Source organism: Caballeronia zhejiangensis, from assembly GCF_022879815.1.
Lineage (GTDB): Bacteria > Pseudomonadota > Gammaproteobacteria > Burkholderiales > Burkholderiaceae > Caballeronia > Caballeronia zhejiangensis.
In genome coordinates, this window is record NZ_CP084283.1 from 2,569,154 (window position 1) to 2,589,587 (window position 20,434).

General features: G+C 62.9%; 20 protein-coding genes. 12 read left to right on the top strand and 8 right to left on the bottom strand.

The features are described 5' to 3' along the window. The first annotated feature begins 73 nt into the window (after window positions 1-73). Window positions 74-1,201 (top strand): DUF748 domain-containing protein, encoded by a 1,128-nt coding sequence (locus LDZ23_RS12255; RefSeq protein WP_034473928.1) that lies wholly within the window; start codon window positions 74-76, stop codon window positions 1,199-1,201. Between the two features lie 23 nt (window positions 1,202-1,224). On the opposite strand, the gene LDZ23_RS12260 is transcribed toward LDZ23_RS12255, so the two are convergent. From LDZ23_RS12260 to LDZ23_RS12270, 3 genes are all read right to left on the bottom strand, one after another. After that, window positions 1,225-1,848: an HAD family hydrolase gene (locus LDZ23_RS12260; RefSeq protein WP_175983109.1), complete on the bottom strand. Its 624-nt coding sequence runs from the start codon at window positions 1,846-1,848 to the stop codon at window positions 1,225-1,227. A gap of 18 nt (window positions 1,849-1,866) precedes the next feature. After that, the gene (locus LDZ23_RS12265) at window positions 1,867-3,654 is read right to left on the bottom strand and encodes an aminopeptidase P family protein (RefSeq protein WP_425129930.1); all 1,788 of its coding nucleotides are present in this window, start codon (window positions 3,652-3,654) and stop codon (window positions 1,867-1,869) included. A gap of 126 nt (window positions 3,655-3,780) precedes the next feature. Beyond that, window positions 3,781-4,053 (bottom strand): hypothetical protein, encoded by a 273-nt coding sequence (locus LDZ23_RS12270; RefSeq protein WP_034473925.1) that lies wholly within the window; start codon window positions 4,051-4,053, stop codon window positions 3,781-3,783. A 195-nt stretch (window positions 4,054-4,248) separates the two neighbouring features. On the opposite strand from LDZ23_RS12270, the gene LDZ23_RS12275 reads away from it, so the two are divergent. The 7 genes from LDZ23_RS12275 to LDZ23_RS12305 all read left to right on the top strand — a co-directional run bounded on the left by LDZ23_RS12275 (window position 4,249) and on the right by LDZ23_RS12305 (window position 10,605). After that, window positions 4,249-5,241: a glycosyltransferase family 2 protein gene (locus tag LDZ23_RS12275; RefSeq protein ID WP_244807657.1), complete on the top strand. Its 993-nt coding sequence runs from the start codon at window positions 4,249-4,251 to the stop codon at window positions 5,239-5,241. A 188-nt stretch (window positions 5,242-5,429) separates the two neighbouring features. Continuing rightward, window positions 5,430-6,725 (top strand): glutamyl-tRNA reductase, encoded by a 1,296-nt coding sequence (gene hemA, locus LDZ23_RS12280; RefSeq protein ID WP_008344394.1) that lies wholly within the window; start codon window positions 5,430-5,432, stop codon window positions 6,723-6,725. A gap of 97 nt (window positions 6,726-6,822) precedes the next feature. Beyond that, window positions 6,823-7,905 carry a peptide chain release factor 1 gene (gene prfA, locus LDZ23_RS12285; protein ID WP_034473922.1) on the top strand — a complete coding sequence of 361 codons (1,083 nt, stop codon included), beginning with the start codon at window positions 6,823-6,825 and terminating at the stop codon, window positions 7,903-7,905. Then, the gene (gene prmC / locus LDZ23_RS12290; RefSeq protein ID WP_239295460.1) at window positions 7,902-8,726 is read left to right on the top strand and encodes a peptide chain release factor N(5)-glutamine methyltransferase; all 825 of its coding nucleotides are present in this window, start codon (window positions 7,902-7,904) and stop codon (window positions 8,724-8,726) included. Before prfA ends, prmC begins: the two co-directional genes overlap by 4 nt. A 73-nt stretch (window positions 8,727-8,799) precedes the next feature. Beyond that, on the top strand, window positions 8,800-9,111 hold the full coding sequence (grxD, locus tag LDZ23_RS12295; RefSeq protein ID WP_034473919.1) for a Grx4 family monothiol glutaredoxin: 312 nt from the start codon (window positions 8,800-8,802) through the stop codon (window positions 9,109-9,111). An 11-nt stretch (window positions 9,112-9,122) separates the two neighbouring features. After that, window positions 9,123-9,725 carry a UbiX family flavin prenyltransferase gene (locus LDZ23_RS12300; protein WP_008344390.1) on the top strand — a complete coding sequence of 201 codons (603 nt, stop codon included), beginning with the start codon at window positions 9,123-9,125 and terminating at the stop codon, window positions 9,723-9,725. A gap of 94 nt (window positions 9,726-9,819) precedes the next feature. Continuing rightward, window positions 9,820-10,605, top strand: coding sequence for a DODA-type extradiol aromatic ring-opening family dioxygenase (locus tag LDZ23_RS12305; protein WP_239295462.1), 786 nt, complete (start codon window positions 9,820-9,822; stop codon window positions 10,603-10,605). Window positions 10,606-10,662: 57 nt separating this feature from the next. Here the strand turns inward: LDZ23_RS12305 and LDZ23_RS12310 are convergent, their stop codons facing one another. After that, window positions 10,663-12,213 carry an APC family permease gene (locus LDZ23_RS12310; protein ID WP_244808141.1) on the bottom strand — a complete coding sequence of 517 codons (1,551 nt, stop codon included), beginning with the start codon at window positions 12,211-12,213 and terminating at the stop codon, window positions 10,663-10,665. A 491-nt stretch (window positions 12,214-12,704) separates the two neighbouring features. On the opposite strand from LDZ23_RS12310, the gene LDZ23_RS12315 reads away from it, so the two are divergent. Further along, on the top strand, window positions 12,705-12,908 hold the full coding sequence (locus LDZ23_RS12315; RefSeq protein WP_007000074.1) for a cold-shock protein: 204 nt from the start codon (window positions 12,705-12,707) through the stop codon (window positions 12,906-12,908). A 74-nt stretch (window positions 12,909-12,982) separates the two neighbouring features. Here the strand turns inward: LDZ23_RS12315 and LDZ23_RS12320 are convergent, their stop codons facing one another. Further along, window positions 12,983-14,233 (bottom strand): Hsp70 family protein, encoded by a 1,251-nt coding sequence (locus LDZ23_RS12320; RefSeq protein ID WP_034473913.1) that lies wholly within the window; start codon window positions 14,231-14,233, stop codon window positions 12,983-12,985. 183 nt (window positions 14,234-14,416) lie between these two features. On the opposite strand from LDZ23_RS12320, the gene LDZ23_RS12325 reads away from it, so the two are divergent. Then, window positions 14,417-15,904 carry an MFS transporter gene (locus LDZ23_RS12325; RefSeq protein ID WP_175983103.1) on the top strand — a complete coding sequence of 496 codons (1,488 nt, stop codon included), beginning with the start codon at window positions 14,417-14,419 and terminating at the stop codon, window positions 15,902-15,904. Window positions 15,905-15,910: 6 nt separating this feature from the next. On the opposite strand, the gene LDZ23_RS12330 is transcribed toward LDZ23_RS12325, so the two are convergent. Together LDZ23_RS12330 and LDZ23_RS12335 are read right to left on the bottom strand one after the other, a co-directional pair. Next, window positions 15,911-16,507 (bottom strand): nitroreductase family protein, encoded by a 597-nt coding sequence (locus LDZ23_RS12330; RefSeq protein ID WP_175983102.1) that lies wholly within the window; start codon window positions 16,505-16,507, stop codon window positions 15,911-15,913. A gap of 104 nt (window positions 16,508-16,611) precedes the next feature. Beyond that, a complete protein-coding gene (locus tag LDZ23_RS12335) occupies window positions 16,612-17,895 on the bottom strand; it encodes an MFS transporter (RefSeq protein ID WP_033536108.1) in 1,284 nt (427 codons plus the stop codon). 131 nt (window positions 17,896-18,026) lie between these two features. Between LDZ23_RS12335 and LDZ23_RS12340 the strand changes: the two genes are divergently transcribed. Both LDZ23_RS12340 and LDZ23_RS12345 read left to right on the top strand, forming a co-directional pair. Beyond that, window positions 18,027-18,674, top strand: coding sequence for a TetR/AcrR family transcriptional regulator (locus LDZ23_RS12340; RefSeq protein ID WP_175983101.1), 648 nt, complete (start codon window positions 18,027-18,029; stop codon window positions 18,672-18,674). Beyond that, window positions 18,671-19,228, top strand: coding sequence for a DUF1415 domain-containing protein (locus LDZ23_RS12345; protein WP_008344378.1), 558 nt, complete (start codon window positions 18,671-18,673; stop codon window positions 19,226-19,228). The genes LDZ23_RS12340 and LDZ23_RS12345 overlap by 4 nt, the downstream gene beginning before the upstream one ends. Here LDZ23_RS12345 and LDZ23_RS12350 read toward each other — a convergent pair whose 3' ends face one another. Then, window positions 19,229-20,104, bottom strand: a complete 876-nt coding sequence (locus tag LDZ23_RS12350) for a class I SAM-dependent methyltransferase (RefSeq protein WP_008344377.1) — start codon at window positions 20,102-20,104, stop codon at window positions 19,229-19,231. It lies immediately after the preceding gene. Between the last annotated feature and the right edge of the window lie 330 nt (window positions 20,105-20,434).

Genomic DNA, 20,434 nt, shown 5'->3' on the forward strand with positions numbered 1-20,434 from the left:
CTGTGTAGGGCGCAGTCGCCACTTACTTTTTCGAGCGACGCTTTCCAGCAAGCCGACACGGAGACACACGCAGATGGCGGGATCGAGCGCGCGGCGGGGAGCGCTTTGGGCAATCGGAATCGTCGTGGCGCTCGTCGTCGTGGTGATCGGCGGCTGGTTTTTCGTCGTCCATCAGATGAAAGAGCGGATCCTCGAGACGCTCGGCCCGAACGGTTCGGTGGAAGAGATCGACGTCGGCTTCGGGCACGTCACGCTCTCGCGCGTGCGGCTGCGCGGCCCGAAAGACTGGCCAGCCGGCGACGCGATGCGCGCGGAGCGCATCGTGCTCGACGTCGACATGCAATCGCTCATCTCGAGGCCGATTCATCTGCGCAGCGTGAGCGTCGACAACTACTATCTGTCGATCGTCCGCTCCGCCGATGGCCGCGTACGCATCCTGCCCGGCCTCAAGGAAACCGCGCGCGAAGCCGACGCCCGGCCCGACAGCAAGGAACGTCAGGAGCACGCGCAAGAAGAAAAAATCATCGATCGCGTGTCGTTCGAGCGCGGCTCGATGGAGTTCTTCGACGGCTCCGTGCCGAACCCGCCGTATCGCGTGCTGATCGGCGATGCGCGCGCCACTGTCGATCATCTGCATCTGCCCGCGCTCACCGAGCGCACCGAGCTTTCGATGACCGGTTCCATCAAAGGTCCGTCGCACACGGGCAACGTCACGTGGGGCGGCTGGATGATCATCGCCAACAAGGATTCGCAGACGCGCGCGACGCTGCGCAACGTCGATGTCGCGACGCTCGATCCGTATCTGCTGAAGAAGGCCGGCGCAAAGGCGGCGGTGACAGGCGGCACCATCGACATGACGATCGATGCAACCGTGAAGAATTACCGCATTCACGCGCCCGGCACGTTGACGCTGAATCATCTGCAGATCAGCGATACCGGCAACGCGCTCGACACCTTTCTCTCGATTCCGACGAAAGCCGCGATCGCCGCGCTCAAAGACCGCAAGGAACAGATCAAGCTCGACTTCACGCTCGAAGGCGATCTGCGCGATCCGAAATTTTCGCTGAGCGAGAGTCTGTCGAAGAAGCTCGCGGCGGGATTCGCGAAGGCGCTGGGCGTCAGCGCTGAAGGCGTCGCGCGCGGCGCGGGCGATACGGTTCGGGGAATCGGCAACGCGCTGAAGAACCTGCTCGGGCAATAGCGCGTCGCCTTCTCGCTTTACTTTCAGATCGGCAGATTCAGCGCGCGCAGCTTCGTTTCGGTTTGCAGCGCGCCGGTGTAGTGAACGCCGTGCCAGCCGAGCGCCGTCGCGGCTTGCGCGTTCATCGGGTTGTCGTCGATGAACACGAGCTCGTTCGGCTGAACGCCCGGCAGATGCCGTTCGATCTCCGCGCGCATCAAACCGAAAATCTGCGGATCAGGCTTCACGAGGCCCACGCGCCCTGACACGACGATCTCGCGAAACTTCCGCAAGACGTCGAAGCGTTCCCACGCATACGGAAACGTCTCCGCCGACCAGTTCGTGAGGCCGAAGAGCGGCACGCCCGCCGCTTCGAGCCGGTCGACGAGCGCCACGCCCTCTTCCAGCACGCCGGACACCATTTCCGGCCAGCGTGCGTAGAACGCGCGGATCAGCGCTTCGTGCTCGGGATAGACGGCGATCAGTTCGGCAGTGCCGTCCTCGATGGTCTGCCCGCCGTCCTGTTGCACGACCCATTCCATCTTGCAGACGTTGTCGAGGAACCAGCGGCGCTCGGTGTCGTCTGGAATCAGATGCTTGTAGAGATATTCGCGATTCCAGTCGATCAGCACGCCGCCGAAATCGAATACGACTGCCTTGATGGTCATTGCTCGCTGCTCCGTGGGTCAGATCGCCTTGGTCCGCTCTTCGAGCCATGCCAGCGCCTTGCCCGTCACATGCGGCGACACGCGGCGCCGCACGGTTTCGTGATACGCGTTGAGCCACGCGCGTTCGTCTTCGCGCAGCAACGACACATCGATGCAGCGCGCGTCGATCGGACAAAGCGTCAGCGTTTCAAATTCGAGGAAATCGCCGAATTCGGTCTTGCCCGCCGCCTGGTTCATCACGAGATTCTCGATGCGGATGCCCCACTTGCCCGGCCGATAAATGCCTGGCTCGACCGACGTGATCATGCCCTCTTCCATCGCCGTCCACGGTTCGGCGGGCGCGTAGTGCGAAATTACTTGCGGGCCTTCGTGCACGTTCAGGAAATAGCCGACGCCGTGTCCCGTGCCGTGGCCGTAGTCCGCGCCCGCTTCCCAGATCGGCGCGCGCGCGATCGAATCGAGCATCGGCGAACGGATGCCGCGCGGAAAACGCGCGCGCGAAAGCGCCATCGTACCCTTCAGCACGACGGTGAAATCGCGCTTGTGCTCGGCCGTGATCTCGCCGATCGGCACGACACGCGTGATGTCCGTGGTGCCGCTCAGATATTGGCCGCCCGAATCGATCAGCAGCAGACCGTTGCCTTCGATGACCGCATGCGACGCTTCCGTCGCGCGGTAATGCGGCATCGCGCCGTTCGCGTTGAAGCCCGCGATCGTGCCGAAGCTCAGCGTGACGAAACCCGGGCGGCGTGCACGCGCGGCAGTCAGCTTCTCGTCGATGGTCAGTTCCGTGATGCGCTCGCGTCCCAGCGCTTCCTCGAACCACGCGAAGAATTCGGCGAGCGCGGCGCCGTCCTGCTCCATCGTCGCGCGGATATGCTCCGCTTCCGCCGCGGTCTTGCGCGACTTCGCGAACGTCGACGGATTCACCGCCTCGACGATTTTCACCGCCGACGGCACTTTCTCCAGCAAGCCGTGCGTGATTCGGCGCGGGTCGATCAGGAGCGTCGCGCCCGCGGGCAGCGACGCGAGCGATTCCGATGCGGCGGCGTACGGCGCGACGCGCACGTTGTCGCGCGACAGCGATTCGACGAGCGCGCCCGGAATCTTGCCGTCCGCGACGAAAATCGTCGCGTCGTCGAGACCGATCAGCGCGTGCGCGACGAAAACCGGGTTGTAGCTCACGTCGCCGCCGCGCAGATTGAAGATCCACGCGAGATCGTCGAGTGTGGAAACGAAGTGCCATTGCGCGCCTTTGGCACGCATCGCGTCGCGCACTTGCGCGAGCTTGTCCGCGCGAGCGACGCTCGCATTCGGCGCCGCATGCTCGTAGACGGCCGCCTCCGGCAAGCCGGGGCGCGCGGGCCACACGGCATCGAGCAGATCGACATCGGTGCGTAATACGATGCCGCGCGCACTCAGCGCATCGGACAGTGCACGCGCCGCCGCGACGCCGAGCACGGTGCCGTCGACGGCGACCGTCGCGCCCGATGCGACGTTTTCAGCGAGCCAGTCGACGTGCGGCGCGGTCTGCTGCCCGCCCATCATCTTCATGAGCACGATGCCGGTGCCGGCGAGTTGCGTCTCGGCTTGTGTCCAGTAGCGGCTGTCGACCCAGACGCCCGCGAAGTCCGCCGTCACCACGAGCGTGCCGACCGAGCCGGTGAAGCCCGAAAGCCACTGACGCCCTTGCCAGCGTTCCGGCAGATATTCGGAAAGATGCGGATCCGCCGATGGAATCAGCACGGCGGCGAGCTTTTCGCGCGCCATCTGGCCGCGCAACGACTCGATGCGGCTCGCGAACATGGCGGGTTCCGGAATGGCTGAATCTGCAATGCGATCGTTCATGAAGTCACCTGCTTGAAAGCCCGCGTAGGGCGCGAAGAGCACGACGCGCGGCAAGGATCACCCGCCCGCGTCACAAAATCGAGATCAGCGGCGCGCCGCCAGTCCGACAGTCGTCGTCACGACGAAGAGCGCGAAGACCGCGCACGCGAGCCATTCGAGCGTGTCGCCGTCGTGATATACATCGACGATATTGCCGAGCATGCGCGCAACAACCGTCGCCAGTATGCCAGCGGCGATGGCCGTCCAGACGTAGCCCGCCGGACCGCGCGCGACGCGTCCCGCACGGCGCAGCGGATGCAGCCACCAGCCCGCCGCGCCGATCACCGCACCGAGAAAAATCAGTCCGATCCAGCCCATCAGCGGCGATGCTCCATCGGTGTCGATTCGTTGCAAAGCGGAGCAGATCGGTGGATGTACATGATTTAGGGCAATCCTCGGCGCGACGTAGCGCTTGAGTTTAGGGGCCGGATATGGGGAGCGCAAGGCTCGGAATGCGCGTACCGAAATCGCATCCAAGGGAACCAACAGCGCGCTTCTTTTTTTGAGAAGATTATGCGAGTTTTCCGAAACTCCGCCGCTCGGTCGAATGATAAAATCCTTTCATCTTTGCGCTTTATATATATTCTTGCCATTTATAAAGCGAACCTCACATTTATCGCCACTTCGTTAATCGCGTTACTGATTTTCACGCGACGAATTGACGTTTTCAAAAGGCGGCATTTTCCTATGACTGAAGCCAATCCACTTTCCCTGCGTGGTCTCGAAATGATCGTCACGTATCGCGGCTCCGGTCAGGAAAGGCGCGATAACCTGCGTGGCGTTCTGCGCCACCTTGTCCGCACCTATTCGGACTTTCACATCTGGCTGATCGAAGCGGACGCCGCGCCCACGTTCAGTTGGACCGAGATCGGCGATTCGCGCATCCGGCACGTATTCGTGCACGATACCGGCCCGTTTCCGAAAGCGAGGCTCGTCAATCTCGGTGCGTTAATGGCAAAAAGCCCGATTATCTGCATGCACGATGCCGATATGATCGCCAATCCACGCATGATGAAATCGGCCGTCGACGCATTAATGGACGGCGATGCCAGCGACGTGCTTTGCCCCTTCTCGCGCGTGCTGAATGTTTCAGGCGATCGACGCCAAACGTTTATCGAATCGGGAAACTTCGACGAATTCGCTCCGTTCATGGAAGGCGATTTACCGGACGATATCAATGTGCTCTACGCCAACACGCCGGGCGCAATCAACCTTTTTAAACGCCCGGAATTCATCCGTATCGGCGGCGTGGATCCGCAGTTCACGGGCTGGGGCGGCGAGGACGACGACCTGTTCATCCGCGGCGCGCGGCTCGGTCTGCGTTGGCATGCACTTGCCGGACCGGATTCCTCGCTGTTTCATCTGAATCATGACTCCGCGTCACGCGCCGCGATGTGCGAGGAAGAACATAGCGCGCGAAACCGGCAAATGGCGCGCCGAACCGATGAAATGCCGATCGAGGAACTGGAGGCGCGAGCGCTCGAGCTTGCGAAGTATTTCCGCTGACCGGCGCGGCTTTCTGTCACACGCTCGTTCCGGCAAACCGCTCGACGCCCGGCTGCGCGGGCGTTTTCGGCACTTCGGGCGCGGTCGCGCCCCAAATGCCACCTATAAATGAAGAAATACGCAAAAGGCTATAATATCGGGCTATCTGAAAGGCCATCGGCTTAGGCCCAAAGCATCAGCCCAAAAAAATGCAGCTCCTCACGATCGGAATCAACCACCACACTGCGCCTGTCGCTCTGCGCGAACGCGTGGCGTTTCCGCTCGAACAGCTGAAGCCCGCGCTGGGCGCGCTGAAGGACATTTGGCTTGGCCCGCTCGCGAAGGCGTCGCCCGAAGCGGCGATTCTCTCGACCTGCAATCGCACAGAACTCTACTGCGCCACCGACGACTCCGCCGCCCGCGAAGCTGCGATCCAGTGGCTCTCGAAGTACCACAACATCCCCGTTCCCGAGCTCGCGCCGCATGTGTATGCGCTGCCGCAGTCGGAAGCGGTGCGTCACGCGTTCCGCGTCGCTTCGGGGCTGGACTCGATGGTGCTCGGAGAGACGCAAATCGTCGGACAAATGAAGGACGCGGTGCGCACCGCGTCCGAAGCCGGCGCGCTCGGCACGTATCTCAATCAGTTGTTCCAGCGCACGTTCGCAGTCGCGAAGGAAGTTCGCACGACGACCGAAATCGGCGCGCAATCCGTCTCGATGGCCGCCGCCGCCGTGCGCCTCGCGCAGCGCATCTTCGAGAATATTTCCAGCCAGCGCGTGCTGTTCATCGGCGCGGGCGAAATGATCGAGCTCTGCGCCACCCATTTCGCGGCGCAGAATCCGCGTGAGCTGGTCGTCGCCAACCGCACGGCGGAGCGCGGCGAGAAGCTCGCCGGCCGCTTCAACGGCCGCGCGATTCCGCTTTCCGAATTGCCGTCGCGCATGCACGAGTTCGACATCATCGTGTCGTGCACGGCGTCGACGCTGCCGATCATCGGTCTCGGCGCGGTCGAGCGTGCAGTGCGCGCGCGCCGGCATCGCCCGATCTTCATGGTCGATCTCGCCGTGCCGCGCGATATCGAGCCGGAAGTCGGCAATTTGCACGACGTGTTCCTCTACACCGTCGACGATCTCGGTGCGATCGTGCGCGAGGGCAACGCGTCGCGTCAGGCGGCGGTCGCGCAGGCCGAATCGATCATCGAGACGCGCGTCGCGAATTTCATGCAATGGCTCGATGCGCGCAGCATCGTGCCGGTCATCCGCCACATGCACACGCAGGCGGACGCGCTGCGCCGCGCCGAACTCGAACGCGCGCGCAAGATGCTCGCGCGCGGCGACGACCCCGCCGCCGTGCTCGAAGCGCTCTCGCAATCGCTCACGAACAAGCTGATTCACGGTCCGACGCACGCGCTCAACCGAGCAAGCAGCGAGGAGCGCAACCAGCTCATCGACCTGATGAGCGGCTTCTACCGTCACGGCTCGTCGTCCGATTCGTCGGAACGTTAGCGGCCTTCTCTTTGCTATTCTCAAAGGCTGTCCGCGATTTACGCGGCGGCTTTCCGATCGCAGTTCTTCCTGACGCTCACCGCGTCATCTCCGTCCGATGAAAACGAGCATGCAAGGCAAGCTCGACCAGCTTGCAAAGCGGCTGGTCGATCTCAACGAACTGCTGAGCCGCGAAGACGTGACTTCCGACATGGATCAGTACCGGAAACTCACGCGCGAGCACGCGGAAATCAGTCCGATCGTCGAGCAATACGCTCTGTGGCGACAGGCTTTGACCGACGAAGCGACCGCGCAGGAACTGCTTTCCGATCCGTCGATGCGCGATTTCGCCGAAGAGGAAATCGGCGAGGCGCGCGAGCGCATGACGAAGATCGAAGGCGAACTGCAGACGATGCTTCTGCCGAAAGATCCGAACGACGATCGCAACATCTTCATCGAAATTCGCGCGGGCACGGGCGGCGACGAATCCGCGCTGTTCGCGGGCGATCTGCTGCGCATGTATCTGCGTTATGCGGAACGCAATCGCTGGACGGCCGAGACGATGTCAGAAAGCGTCTCGGATCTCGGCGGCTATAAGGAAGTGATCGTGCGGCTCGCCGGACAGGGCGCGTATTCGCGGCTCAAGTTCGAATCGGGCGGGCATCGCGTGCAGCGGGTTCCGGCGACGGAAACGCAAGGCCGCATTCATACGTCCGCGTGCACGGTCGCGGTGATGCCGGAAGCCGATGAGATCAGCGAAGTCGTCATCAATCCGGCCGATTTGCGCATCGATACGTTCCGCGCGTCAGGCGCGGGCGGGCAGCACATCAACAAGACGGATTCGGCGGTGCGCGTCACGCACTTGCCGACGGGCATCGTCGTCGAATGTCAGGATGACCGCTCGCAGCACAAGAACAAGGATCGCGCGCTGAAGGTGCTGGCCGCGCGCATCAAGGACAAGCAGTATCACGAGCAGCACGCGAAGGAAGCGGCGACGCGCAAGAGTCTGATCGGCTCGGGCGACCGTTCGGAACGCATTCGCACGTACAACTTCCCGCAAGGGCGCATGACGGATCACCGCATCAACCTCACGCTCTACAAGCTCGAGTACATCATGGACGGCGATCTCGACGAACTGATCGGCGCGCTCGTGTCCGAGCATCAGGCCGAGCAGCTCGCGGCGCTCGGGGAAACGGAGTGAGCGACGCCGCCGCGTTATTGCGCGCGTGCGCGCTGCCGCCGCTCGAAGCGCGCATTCTCTTGATGCACGTACTCGGCTGGCGGCGCACGGAACTCATCACGCGCGATCGCGAGACGCTACCGCAAGACGCGGTCGCGCGTTTCGAGGCGCTCGCGGCGCGGCGCTCGAACGGCGAGCCGATCGCGCAGTTGATCGGCAAGCGCGAATTCTTCGGCCTCGAATTCGACGTGACGCCCGACGTGCTGATCCCGCGGCCGGAAACCGAGTTGCTCGTGGAACTCACGCTCGAAGCCATCGCCGATGCGTCGAACCCGCGCGTGCTCGATCTCGGCACGGGAACCGGCGCGATCGCGATTTCGATCGCCCACGCGCGGCCCGATGCGCGCGTGTGGGCCGTCGACCGGTCGCGCGCCGCGCTCGATGTCGCGCGCGGCAACGCTTCGCGCCTGCTGAAGAGCGGTAACGTGACCTTCGTCGAAAGCGATTGGACCGCGAACATCGATCCGTCGTTGCGGTTCGAGGCGATCGTCAGCAATCCGCCGTATATCGCCAGCGGCGATCCGCATCTCGAACAAGGCGATCTGCGCTTCGAGCCGCGCGGCGCGCTCACCGACGACGCCGACGGTTTGTCCGCGATCCGCACGATCGTCGATAACGCGCCGCGTCTTCTCGCGCACGACGGCGCGCTGTGGATCGAGCACGGCTACGACCAGGCGGAATCGGTGCGCGCGCTGCTCACCGCACGCGGTTTCAGCGACGTGCACTCGATGCGCGATCTCGCGGGCATCGAACGTTGCTCGGGCGGCCGGTTCGCGGCCTGACGGCCCGGCTCGTGTAATCGAAATCCGCTATCATTTCGAGAACTCTCACCGAAATCTCAAGCGCAGGAACGCCATGGATACGCAAGAACGCATCAAACAAATCGTCGATCAGAACGCGGTCGTCCTTTTCATGAAGGGCACGGCGCAATTCCCGATGTGCGGCTTCTCCGGCCGCGCAATCCAAGTGCTCAAGGCATGCGGCGTCGATCAGATCAAGACCGTGAACGTCCTCGAAGACGACGAAATCCGCCAGGGCATCAAGGAATTCTCCAACTGGCCGACCATTCCGCAGCTCTACGTGAAGGGCGAGTTCATCGGCGGCTCGGACATCATGATGGAGATGTATCAATCGGGCGAACTGCAACAGCTTTTCGCCGCCGCTTAAGTCTTTAGCAAGTGAGCGCGCCCGCTGCCGCAAAACGACGGCTCATCGTCGCGATCACCGGCGCAACGGGCGCCATCTACGGCGTGCGTCTGCTCGAGACGCTGCGCCGCCTGTCCGGCGTCGAGACGCATCTGCTCGTCTCCAGCGCCGGCTGGCTCAATATCCAGCACGAACTCGAACTCGATAAAGCCGCGGTCCACGCGCTCGCCGATGTCGTCCACAGCGTGCGCGATGTCGGCGCGACCATTGCGTCGGGTTCGTTCGCAACCGACGGCATGGTCGTCGCGCCCTGTTCGATGCGAACGCTCGCGAGCATCGCGCACGGTCTTTCGGACAATCTCATCACTCGCGCCGCCGATGTCATGCTCAAAGAACGTCGCCGTTTGGTGCTGCTTGTGCGCGAAACGCCGTTCAACCTCGCGCATCTGCGGAATATGACGGCCGTCACCGAGATGGGCGGTGTGATCTTTCCGCCGTTGCCGGCGTTCTATCAGAAGCCCGCGAGCATCGACGAAATGGTCGATCACACCGTCGCGCGCGTCATCGATCTGTTCGGCTTTGCCCAACCGGTTGCACCCGCGTGGCGCGGGCTGCGCGGCGAAGCGTCGGATTGACAACGCCGGCGACACAATTCATTGCCCATCGGACCGTTTATAAACGAAGCTAGCGGTACTACATTCACGGCATACCGCTTAGGAATTTGCCGCCATGAGCCGACTTCCCACCGTTTTCATTTCCCACGGCGCGCCGACGCTGCCGATCGACCCGTCGATGCCGTCCGCCGAATTCGCATCGCTCGGTCAGACGCTGCCGCGCCCCCGCGCCATTTTGATGCTGTCCGCGCATTGGGGCACGGCGCAGCCGGTCGCTAGCACAGCCGAGCGCCCGGAAACCATCCACGACTTCTACGGCTTCCCGCGCGCGCTCTACGAACTGCGCTATCCGGCGCCCGGCGCGCCCGATCTGGCGAAGCGCGCCGCCGCGCTGCTCGGCGCGCAAGGCATTCCTGCCGCGACGACGAATCACGGGCTCGATCACGGCGCATGGGTGCCGATGCTGCTGATGTTCCCCGACGCCGAGGTGCCGGTCACGCAGCTATCGATTCAGCCGCATCTCGATGCCGCGCACCATTTCCGCATCGGCCGGGCGCTGCGCGAGTTGCGCGATGACGGCGTGATGATCGTCGGTTCCGGGCAGATCACGCACAATCTGCGCATGGCCGATTTCAGCGCTCGCCCTGAAGACGCCGATCCGCGCGTGGCCGAATTCACCGACTGGTTCGAGCGCCGCATGGCCGAACGCGACATCGACGCCCTGCTCGACTATCGCGCACGCGCGCCGCACGCCGCGCTGATGCATCCGACCGACGAGCATCTGCTGCCGGTGTTCAGCGCGCTCGGCGCGGCGGCGGACGATTATCGGCTCGGCATCCAGTCGCTCGGCACATTCCAGCGTGCGCTCGCGATGACCAACTACGTCTTCACCGACGACTGATCGAAAAAAAGCCCGCCTGATCGCTCAGGCGGGCTTTGTTCGGCGAAGGCGAAACGCTTACGCGCCGACTTCGTGAAGAATGTCGTCGGTGCTTTCGCGTTCTTCGAGATAGGTCGTGCGATAACCCGTGTGCACGCCCCAGTAATAGAAGATCAGCGCGAGCACGGCGACCGCCGCCATGTCCCAGCCGTACGGCAGCAATCCGTTTCCGCCGAAGTCCTTGCTGCCGATCAGCGACATGACCGCCATCGACGGCAGATAGGCCACGAGCCACCAAGCAGCCTTCAGATCGCGGCCCCAGCCTGCGAAACCGACCTTGCTCTGAAAATAGAAGTACACCGGCAACGCGACGACCATCAGCAGAATGATCTCGCCGGTCAGCGGCCACTTCGCCCAGAACAGCACGAGCGACGCGCACACGAATGCGAACGGCGCGACCAGGCCCATCAGCGGAATATTGACCGGGCGATCCAGATCCGGCGCCGCGCGGCGCAACGCCATCAGGCTGACCGGGCCGGTGAGATACGAGATGACCGTCGCCACCGAGATCACCGCCGCGAGCGTGCCCCAGCCGCGGAAGAAGAACAGGAACACGAACGACACGAACAGGTTGAACCACATCGCCTGACGCGGTACGCCGTAAAACGGATGCACGTTGCCGAACATCTTCGGCATCGTGTTGTTGCGCTCCATCGCGTAGATCATGCGCGTGGTCGTGGCCATATAGGTCGTGCCGGTGCCGCTCGGACTGACGAACGCATCGACATACAAGAGGATGGCGAGCCAATTCAGGTTGAGCGCGATCGCCAGTTCCGCGAACGGCGATGCAAAGTTGAAGTGCTGCCAGCCCTTCGCCACATCCGCCGGATTCACCGCGCCGATGTACGCGATCTGAAGCAGCACGTAGATCACGAGCGCGATCAGGATCGAACCGACCACGGCGAACGGGATGCTTTTCGCCGGATGGCGCGCCTCGCCCGCGAGGTTCACCGGGCTCTGAAAGCCGTTGAAGCTGAACACGATCCCGCTCGTCGCCACGGCGGTGAGAACCGCGGACCATCCGAACGGCGCGAAATTCGACGCCGTGCCGAAGTTCTCCGAATGGAAGCCCGAGAAGACGAGGCCGCCGATCGTCAAACCCGGCACCAGGAACTTGAAGATCGTGATGATCGAGTTCGCGCGCGCGAACAGCTTGACGCCCCAGTAATTCAGCAGGAAGTAAATGACGACCAGCACGGCCGACAACAGCAGGCCAGTAGTCGTGAGCGTATGTCCGACGAACAGCTCGTGCGCCCATTCGTACGGCCAGGTGCTCATGTACTGGATGGACGCTTCCGCTTCGATCGGAATGACGGACACGATCGCGATCCAGTTCGCCCAAGCGCTGATGAATCCGACCAGCGCGCCGTGCGAATAGCGCGCGTAGCGCACCATGCCGCCGGATTCGGGAAAGGTTGCGCCCAGTTCGGCGTAGGTCAGCGCAATCGCCAGAATGACCACCGCACCGATGATCCACGCGCAAACCGCGGCGGGTCCGGCGATCTGCGACGCCTTCCACGCACCGAACAGCCACCCCGACCCGATGATGGATCCGAGGCCCGTCAGCATCAGCGCCAACGGACCGATGTTTCGCTTAATCGACTTCTCTGTCACTTTTCCTCCAAATATCTCGCACTGCCGGAAAGAACGGCTCGCGGAGCCGCCGTTGCCCGATCTAGCAACGACCATGTCTGGCAGCCGGCGATATCGGTGCAACCGTCAAGAAGGCGCGTAGTTTAACGGTTGCACCTTTCGAATGCAGTGCATATTGGAGAGAAGTTCGCCCCAAAGCGGGGATTCCTTGAGCCAGTCGAGACCGGATGCGCAAGCGCTGTAAAATTTGCTTACGCATCTCAAAAAAATCCCTTCAGAGTTGTCGGATATTAATTGACCGCGAAATCGTTTCGCCGTATAAAGCTTCTTGCAGGATTTCAAGTGGCGAGTGAATTGGTTCTTTCGAGTTCGCCATCACGGTACTCCGGTTGGTCCCATTGCCCCTTCCTTGATTTTCCGCACCCCTGGGCTTCGGCCTTATTCATCATTTTTTTGGAACAAGTAACATGGAAACCGGTACCGTCAAGTGGTTCAATGACGCAAAGGGCTTTGGCTTCATCACTCCGGATGGCGGCGGCGAAGATCTGTTCGCGCACTTCTCGGAAATCCGCATCGAAGGCTTCAAGACGCTTCAGGAAAACCAAAAGGTTTCCTACGAAGTGAAGACCGGCCCGAAGGGCAAGCAAGCCGCGAACATCAAGCCGGTCTAAGACCCGCTAGAATTCGTATGAAAAACCCCGCTTCGGCGGGGTTTTTTGTTTTCTGCGCGGCTGCGTGATCCGCATCAGGCGAAGATGCGTTGCGCGTAGATTCCGAGTCCTTTCGCCACGCTGGCGAGACGATCGCCGAATACCGGTTTCGCGCCGGGAAACGCCGCCGAAAGCGCGTCCGACAGGAATCGCAGGCCCGTCGTGCCACCTGTGAAATAGACCGCGCCCACGTCCGCCGGCGCGACGCCCGCCCGCTTGAGCGTCTCGTGCGCCGCCTCGACGATCCGCCGCGTTTCGTCCGCGCCGGCCGCGATGAGCTGCGTCTCGTCGAACCCGACGCGCAGTGCTTCTTCCACCTCTTCCATGTCGATTTCGGTCGTGCCGCCCGCGGCGACGTCGATCTTCGCTTCCTCGGCGTGCGCGGTCAGCGCGTGCCCGAGCCGGCGATACACGACGCGCATCAGCCGATCGTGATGCCGCACGTCGGTGTAGAGATGGCGCATCAGTTGCAATTCGCTCACGCGCTTCGGCGTATAGACCGTGTTGATCAGATGCCAGGTCGCGAGATCGAAATACACGGGGCTCGGCACTTCGCGCCCTTTCGGATCGAGCGATTGATAGCCGAGTTCGCGCAGCACCGTCGCGAGTTCCACGCGCCGGTCGAAATCCGTGCCGGCGACGTGCACGCCGTGGTGCGCGAGCACATCGCCCTTGCGCTCGAGATGCCGCGCGCGCTCCGGACCGACGCGCACGAGCGAAAAGTCCGACGTGCCGCCGCCGATATCGGCGACCAGGACGAGGCCTTCCTGCGTCAGCCCGGCCTCATAGTCGAAGGCCGCCGCGATCGGCTCGTACTGGAAATGGATCTCGCGCAAGCCGACCGCGTGCGCGCACGCTTCGAGCTGCTTTTGCGCGAGATGGTCGGCGCGCGGATCGTCGTCGACGAAAAATACGGGGCGGCCGAGCACCGCGCGCGTGAGCGGTTCGGCGGCGAGCGCCTGCGCCTTCTGCTTCAAATGCTGCAGAAAGAGCGTGATGACATCGGTGTATTTGATCGCCGAGCCGTCGCCCAGGTCGGTGCTGTTGTCCGCGAGCGGCGAACCGAGAATGCTCTTCATCGAGCGCATCAGGCGGCCGTCGAAGCCGTCGATGTACGCTTCGAGCGCCGCGCGGCCGTAGGACTGGTTATTCTCGTCGGTGTTGAAGAAAACCGCGGTGGGCAGCGTCGTCGCTTCGCCTTCGACGGGCGCCAGCCGGATCGACAATCCGTCGGGCAAAGCCACCGCTGAATTCGATGTGCCGAAATCGATCGCGCAATAAGTCATGGGCATCGGCGGCGTCCTGAAAGACGCCGCATTCAAACATGGACGGCGTTTTTAACACGTTCGCGCGGGCGCATCAACCGCATTTCGGATATTTTTAAACCATTGAGTTTATTCGACAAAAGCGGAATATAACTTGCTCGCCTCGCGGCAATTTGTTTGATTTCGAGAGCACGCTCCGGACGCATGAACGAAACCGCCACGCCACGGGAGACCCGTTTGAGCGATACAGCCAGCGATCGCCCGGCCATCATCGAAACCGATCTGCCCGGGCGGCTCGATCGCCTGCCGTGGGGACGCTTTCACACGCTGATCGTCCTTGCGCTCGGCATCACCTGGCTGCTCGACGGCCTCGAAGTGACGCTCGCCGGCGCGGTCGCGAGCGCGCTGAAATCGAGCCCGGCGCTGCAGTTTTCGAATGCCGATGTCGGTATCGCGGGCAGCGCGTATATCGCGGGCGCGGTGCTCGGCGCGCTCGGGTTCGGCTGGCTCACGGACCGGCTCGGCCGGCGCAAGCTGTTCTTCATCACGCTCTTTCTGTACGTGGCCGCGACCGCCGCGACCGCGTTCTCGTGGAATCTCGCGACGTTCGTACTGTTCCGTTTTCTGACGGGCGCGGGCATCGGCGGCGAATACACGGCAATCAATTCGACGATTCAGGAATTCACGCCCGCCCGCCTGCGCGGCTGGACCGATCTCGCGATCAACGGCACGTTCTGGGTCGGCGCGGGCATCGGCGCGGCGGGCTCGATCGTGCTGCTCGATCCCGCGCTGCTTCCGCCCGATTGGGGCTGGCGGGCGTGCTTTCTGATCGGCGCGGCGCTCGGGCTCACGATTCTCTTCATGCGCATGTGGGTGCCGGAAAGCCCGCGCTGGCTCATCACGCACAATCGCGCGGACGAGGCGAGGCACGTCGTCGAGGAAATCGAGGCGCATTTCCGGCAGCACGGCATCGAGATTCCCGACACGCCCGTCAAGCCGCTGCGTCTGCACGCGCGTGATGGCACGCCGATCCGCGAAGTCGTCCACACGCTGTTCAAGGCGCATCGCAGCCGCTCGCTCGTCGGATTGGTGCTGATGACCGCGCAGGCGTTCTTCTACAACGCGATTTTCTTCACCTACGCGCTCGTGCTGACCGATTTCTATCATGTGCCGGGCGATCACATCGGCTGGTACGTGCTGCCGTTCGCCGCCGGGAATTTTCTCGGTCCGGTGCTGCTCGGCAGACTTTTCGACGTGCTCGGACGGCGTCGCATGATCGCGTCGACGTATGCGATCTCGGGCGTGCTGCTGACGGTGAGCGGCTGGATGTTCATGCACGGCATGCTCACCGTGACGACGCAAACCATCGCGTGGATGGTGATTTTCTTCTTCGCGTCGGCGGCGGCAAGTTCCGCGTATCTGACCGTGAGCGAGACGTTCCCGCTGGAAATTCGCGCGCTCGCCATCGCCGTGTTCTACGCGTTCGGCACGGCGCTCGGCGGCATTATCGGGCCGACGCTTTTCGGCCAGTTGATCGACACGCACGAGCGCGGCCCTGTGTTCGTCGGCTATCTGATCGGCTCGCTGCTGATGATCGCGGCGGCGGTCGTCGCCGGAATCTGGGGCGTCGCGGCGGAGCGCAAATCGCTCGAAGATGTCGCTCGTCCGCTGTCGGCGGCGGACGAGCACTGACCGCGCTTACTTGAACGCCTTGTCCCACGCGCCTTCGAAGGCCGTTTCAGCCAGCGTCTTGCGTGCGCGCGGCGCCGCTTCGCGCTCGCGCAGCGCGTCGTCGAGCTCGCTCGCGTCGCCGTGATGCCCGATCGCGATCATCGCGATGATCTCGACATCGGCGGGAACCGAGAACGCCTGACGGAAGGCGTCGCGGTCGAAGCCGCCCATCTGATGCGTCGCGAGTCCGAGCGCGTGCGCCTGGAGCACCAGCGCCATCGCGGCCGCGCCGGTGTCATAAGTCGCGGTGCGGTTCGCGTCGCCTTTCGGCGTGAGCGTCGAGGCCGTCACGCAGACAAGCAGCGGCACGTTCACGTTCCATTTTTGATTCGACGGCGCGAGCGTATCGAACGCGCGCTTGAACGCGGCTTCGTCGCGATGACGATCGAACGCGATGAAACGCCACGGCTGCAAATTGTTCGACGACGGCGCCCAACGCGCCGCTTCGAGCAGGCGATGCAACGTCGTGCGGTCGATCGGCGCATTGGAAAAGGCGCGCGGGCTCCAGCGGCCGGCGATCAGTTCGTGGATGTCGACATCGGTCGGAGCGGGTTTCGTGCTCATGTTGATCCTCGTTGGCGTGATGAAAGACAAACGGCGCGCATCGGCAAAGATGCGCGCCGTTCAACGCGACAAGGATAAACAAGCTCGCGCGCGCGTGCAGATCGTCAGGTCGCGGCGACGCCCATCGTCCGGCCCGCGCGATTGATGCGCAGCACCGTCACGGCGGCGACGAGGCACAGGCCGCCGGAGATCATCGTGGCGACGGTATAGCTGCCGAGGCTCGAACGCAGCATGCCGCCGCCGAGCGCCGCGAACGCCGCGCCGAGCTGATGGCCCGCGACGACCCAGCCGAACACGATCGGCGCCGATTCCTTGCCGTAGACATCGGTGGCGAGGCGCACGGTCGGCGGCACGGTGGCGATCCAGTCGAGCCCGTAGAACACGGCGAAGAGCGGCAGGCCGAAGAAATCGATGCCGAACGCATACGGCAGATAGATCAGCGACAGTCCGCGAAGGCCGTAGTACCAGAACAGCAGCACGCGCGAGTTGAAACGGTCGGAAAGCCAGCCGGAGAGCGTCGTGCCGAAGAGATCGAAAATGCCCATCGCGGCGAGCAGCGTCGCGCCCTGCACTTGCGTCATGCCGTAGTCGGAGCACATCGCGATCAGATGCGTGCCGACGTAACCGTTCGTGCTCGCGCCGCAGACGAAGAAGCTGAAGAACAGCAGCCAGAAATCGCGCGTCTTGCTGGCCATCGCGAGCGTGCCGAACGCGACCTTGATCGGATTTTTCGGCGGCGGGAGCGCGCCGGGCGGCAAGTCGGCGGTCTCGCCGACCGGACGCAGCGAGAGATCGGCCGGGCGCTCGGGCAGCAGCCACGCGACGAGCGGCAACACGATCGCCGCCGCCGCCGCGACGACGAACACCACCGGACGCCAGCCGTAATGCTCGGAGATCGAAGCGAGGAACGGCAGGAACACGAGCTGGCCGGTCGCGGAACTCGCGGTGAGAATGCCCATCGCGAGACCGCGATGCGTCGTGAACCAGCGATTCACGATCGTCGCGGACAGCGTGAGCGCGGCCACGCCCGTCGCGCTGCCGACCATCACGCCCCAGACGAGCACCATTTGCCACGGCTCGGTCATCATCGACGAAATGCCGACGCCGGCGGCAAGCGTCGCAATTGCGGCCAGCACGGTCGGGCGCACGCCGAAACGCTGCATCGCGGCCGCGGCGAACGGGCCCGCGAGACCGTAGAGCGCGAGATTGATCGAGATCGCCAGCGAAATCGTGCCGCGCGACCAGCCGAACTGCTTTTCGAGCGGCAACATCATGACGCTCGGCGTTGCGCGCGTGCCAGCCGCCGCGAGCAACACCAGGAACACGACGCCCACCGCGACCCAGCCGTAATGCATACGGCCGTTCAGCCGTCTCGCTACCCAATTCATCGCTGCTCCGTCAGGTTGATTTTTATCTCAAGCAAGAACCTTCGTTACCGTTCTGTCACATCAGAGTTGCGAGCTTAGTTACCGATCGGTAACATGTCAAGCATGCAGCAGAAATCATCGAGGATCCGATCTTGACCCGAGTAACGTCCGATCAGCCGAAAACCGCCGCCCGTCGTAACGCGCGCACGGACGCGGCGACCGCGCAGGAGCAATTGCTCGACGCGGCGCAGGAGCTTTTCTATCGCGACGGCATCCGCGCGATCGGCGTCGATGCCGTCGTCGAGCGGGCGGGCGTCAATAAAATGAGCCTGTATCGGCAATTCGCGTCGAAAGACGAACTCGTCGTCGCGTATCTGGAGCGCATGGATGAAAGATTCCGGCGGCGCTTCGAGGCGAGCGTCGCGAAACATCCCGGCGAGCCGGCGAAACAGCTCGTCCAGGCGCTCGAAGATCTGGTGAAGCGCGCGTCGTCGCCCGATTACCGCGGCTGCCCGTTCGTGAACATCGCGTGCGAATTCGGCGATCCGGCGCATCCCGCGCGCCAATCGGTCGAACGCAACAAAAGTTACCTGATGACCCGTCTCGTCGAAATTTCGGCGGCCGCCGGAGCGGATAATCCCGTCGAGCTGGCGGAATCGCTCGCGTTGCTCGTCGACGGCATCTACGCGACGAGCCAGACCTACGGCCCCGGTTCGGGCCCGCTGCTCGCCGCGCCGCGCATCGCGCGCACGCTGATCGCGGCGGCCTGCGCCGGGCATCGCAAACAGGAAGATTCATGAATGACAGCAGCAACCGCGACGACGTGATCGCGGCGACCCGACACTGGCTCACCCGCGCGGTGATCGGACTCAACCTGTGCCCGTTCGCGAAGAGCGTGCATGTCAAAGAGCAGATTCGCTATGTGGTGAGCGAGGCGCGCGGCGTGGACGACCTCGTCGTGGAACTGACCGATGAACTTCGCCTCTTGCGCGACACCGACGCGGAAGTAATCGACACGACGCTTTTCATCACGCCGCACGCGTTCGCCGATTTCGCCGACTATAACGACGCGCTCTTCTTCGCCGAGCGCCTCGTCGATCAATTGGGACTCGCGGGCGAATTGCAGATCGCGAGTTTTCATCCGGACTATCGGTTCGAAGGCACCGGGCCCGACGATATCGACAACTACACGAATCGCGCGCCGTACCCGACGTTCCATCTGATCCGCGAAGCGAGCATCGATCGCGCGGTGGCTGCATTTCCCGATGCGGCCGACATCTACGAACGCAATATCGAAACGCTGCGCCGTCTCGGGCACGACGGCTTCGCAGCGTGGATGAAAGAGAAGTCCTGATCAGTGCGCGGGCGCGAAAAAGCGCTCGCGCAACTCGTCCAGCCCGAGCGTTTCCAGCACGTCAGACAGCCTTTGCGCAGGCCGGCCGCGCGGCAGGTCCTTGAATTGCGCAACGATGAGCTCGTTCTTCATCGAATGTTCCCAGCCGACGAGTTCCGTTACGCTCACCTGATAACCGTGCGATTCGAGCTGCAGGCAGCGCAGCACGTTCGTGATCTGGCTCCCGAATTCGCGCGTGTGCAGCGGATGCCGCCACATTTCCGTCAGCACGTTCTTCGAAAGCGAGTGGCCCTTGTTCTTGCGCAGCACCGAAGCCACTTCCGCCTGACAGCACGGCACCACGACGATGTATTTCGCTTTCTTTTGCAGAGCGAACTGGATGGCGTCGTCGGTGGCGGTGTTGCACGCGTGAAGCGCGGTGACGATATCGATCGAATCAGGTAGACGATCTGAATCAATTGATTCGGCCACCGACAGATTCAAAAATGACATCCCCGTAAACCCGAGTCGGCCAGCCAATTCTTCCGATTTTTTTACGAGCTCTTCGCGCGTCTCGATTCCAAAGATGTGTGACCGATCGCGCAGAGTCTTGAAGAAGAGATCGTAGAGAATAAACCCAAGATAGGATTTTCCTGCACCGTGATCGACAAGTGATACGGCCCCTTGGCGCTCGTGAACTTCGGCGAGAAGCGGTTCGATGAACTGATAGAGGTGATAGACCTGCTTCAGTTTGCGGCGGCTGTCCTGGTTCATCTTGCCGTCGCGCGTGAGGATATGGAGTTCCTTCAGCAGTTCGATCGACTGGCCTGGACGAATCTCGTGTTTGGTGGATGGGTCGGGTGTGCCCGGAGCCGACGCGGAGGACTTCCTGGTCATCTTGAAGGTGTGTTGAATAAAAAAAGCGGAGCAGTTCGCGCCGAATGTGCGCTAACCGCTGGTTCTGCCGTCTCAAAAGGGGAAGTTTACCCAAAAGCGCGAAGACGCTCTTGTTCCAGCCACGGCTGATCGGCCAATGCGTGGCAGCAAACGCATGGAACGGATTGTGCATCGTCGGACAATGAGGCCATTGGAAAAGACGACACAGCGTGGCCTCGCGGCTGCGTACCGATGCAGCAAGCAGGAGCAACAAGCCAGTAACAAGCCGTGCCTCGACACGTCGAACGTCGTCACCCGCGCCCACCTTGTTACGTAACACCTAACGCACAG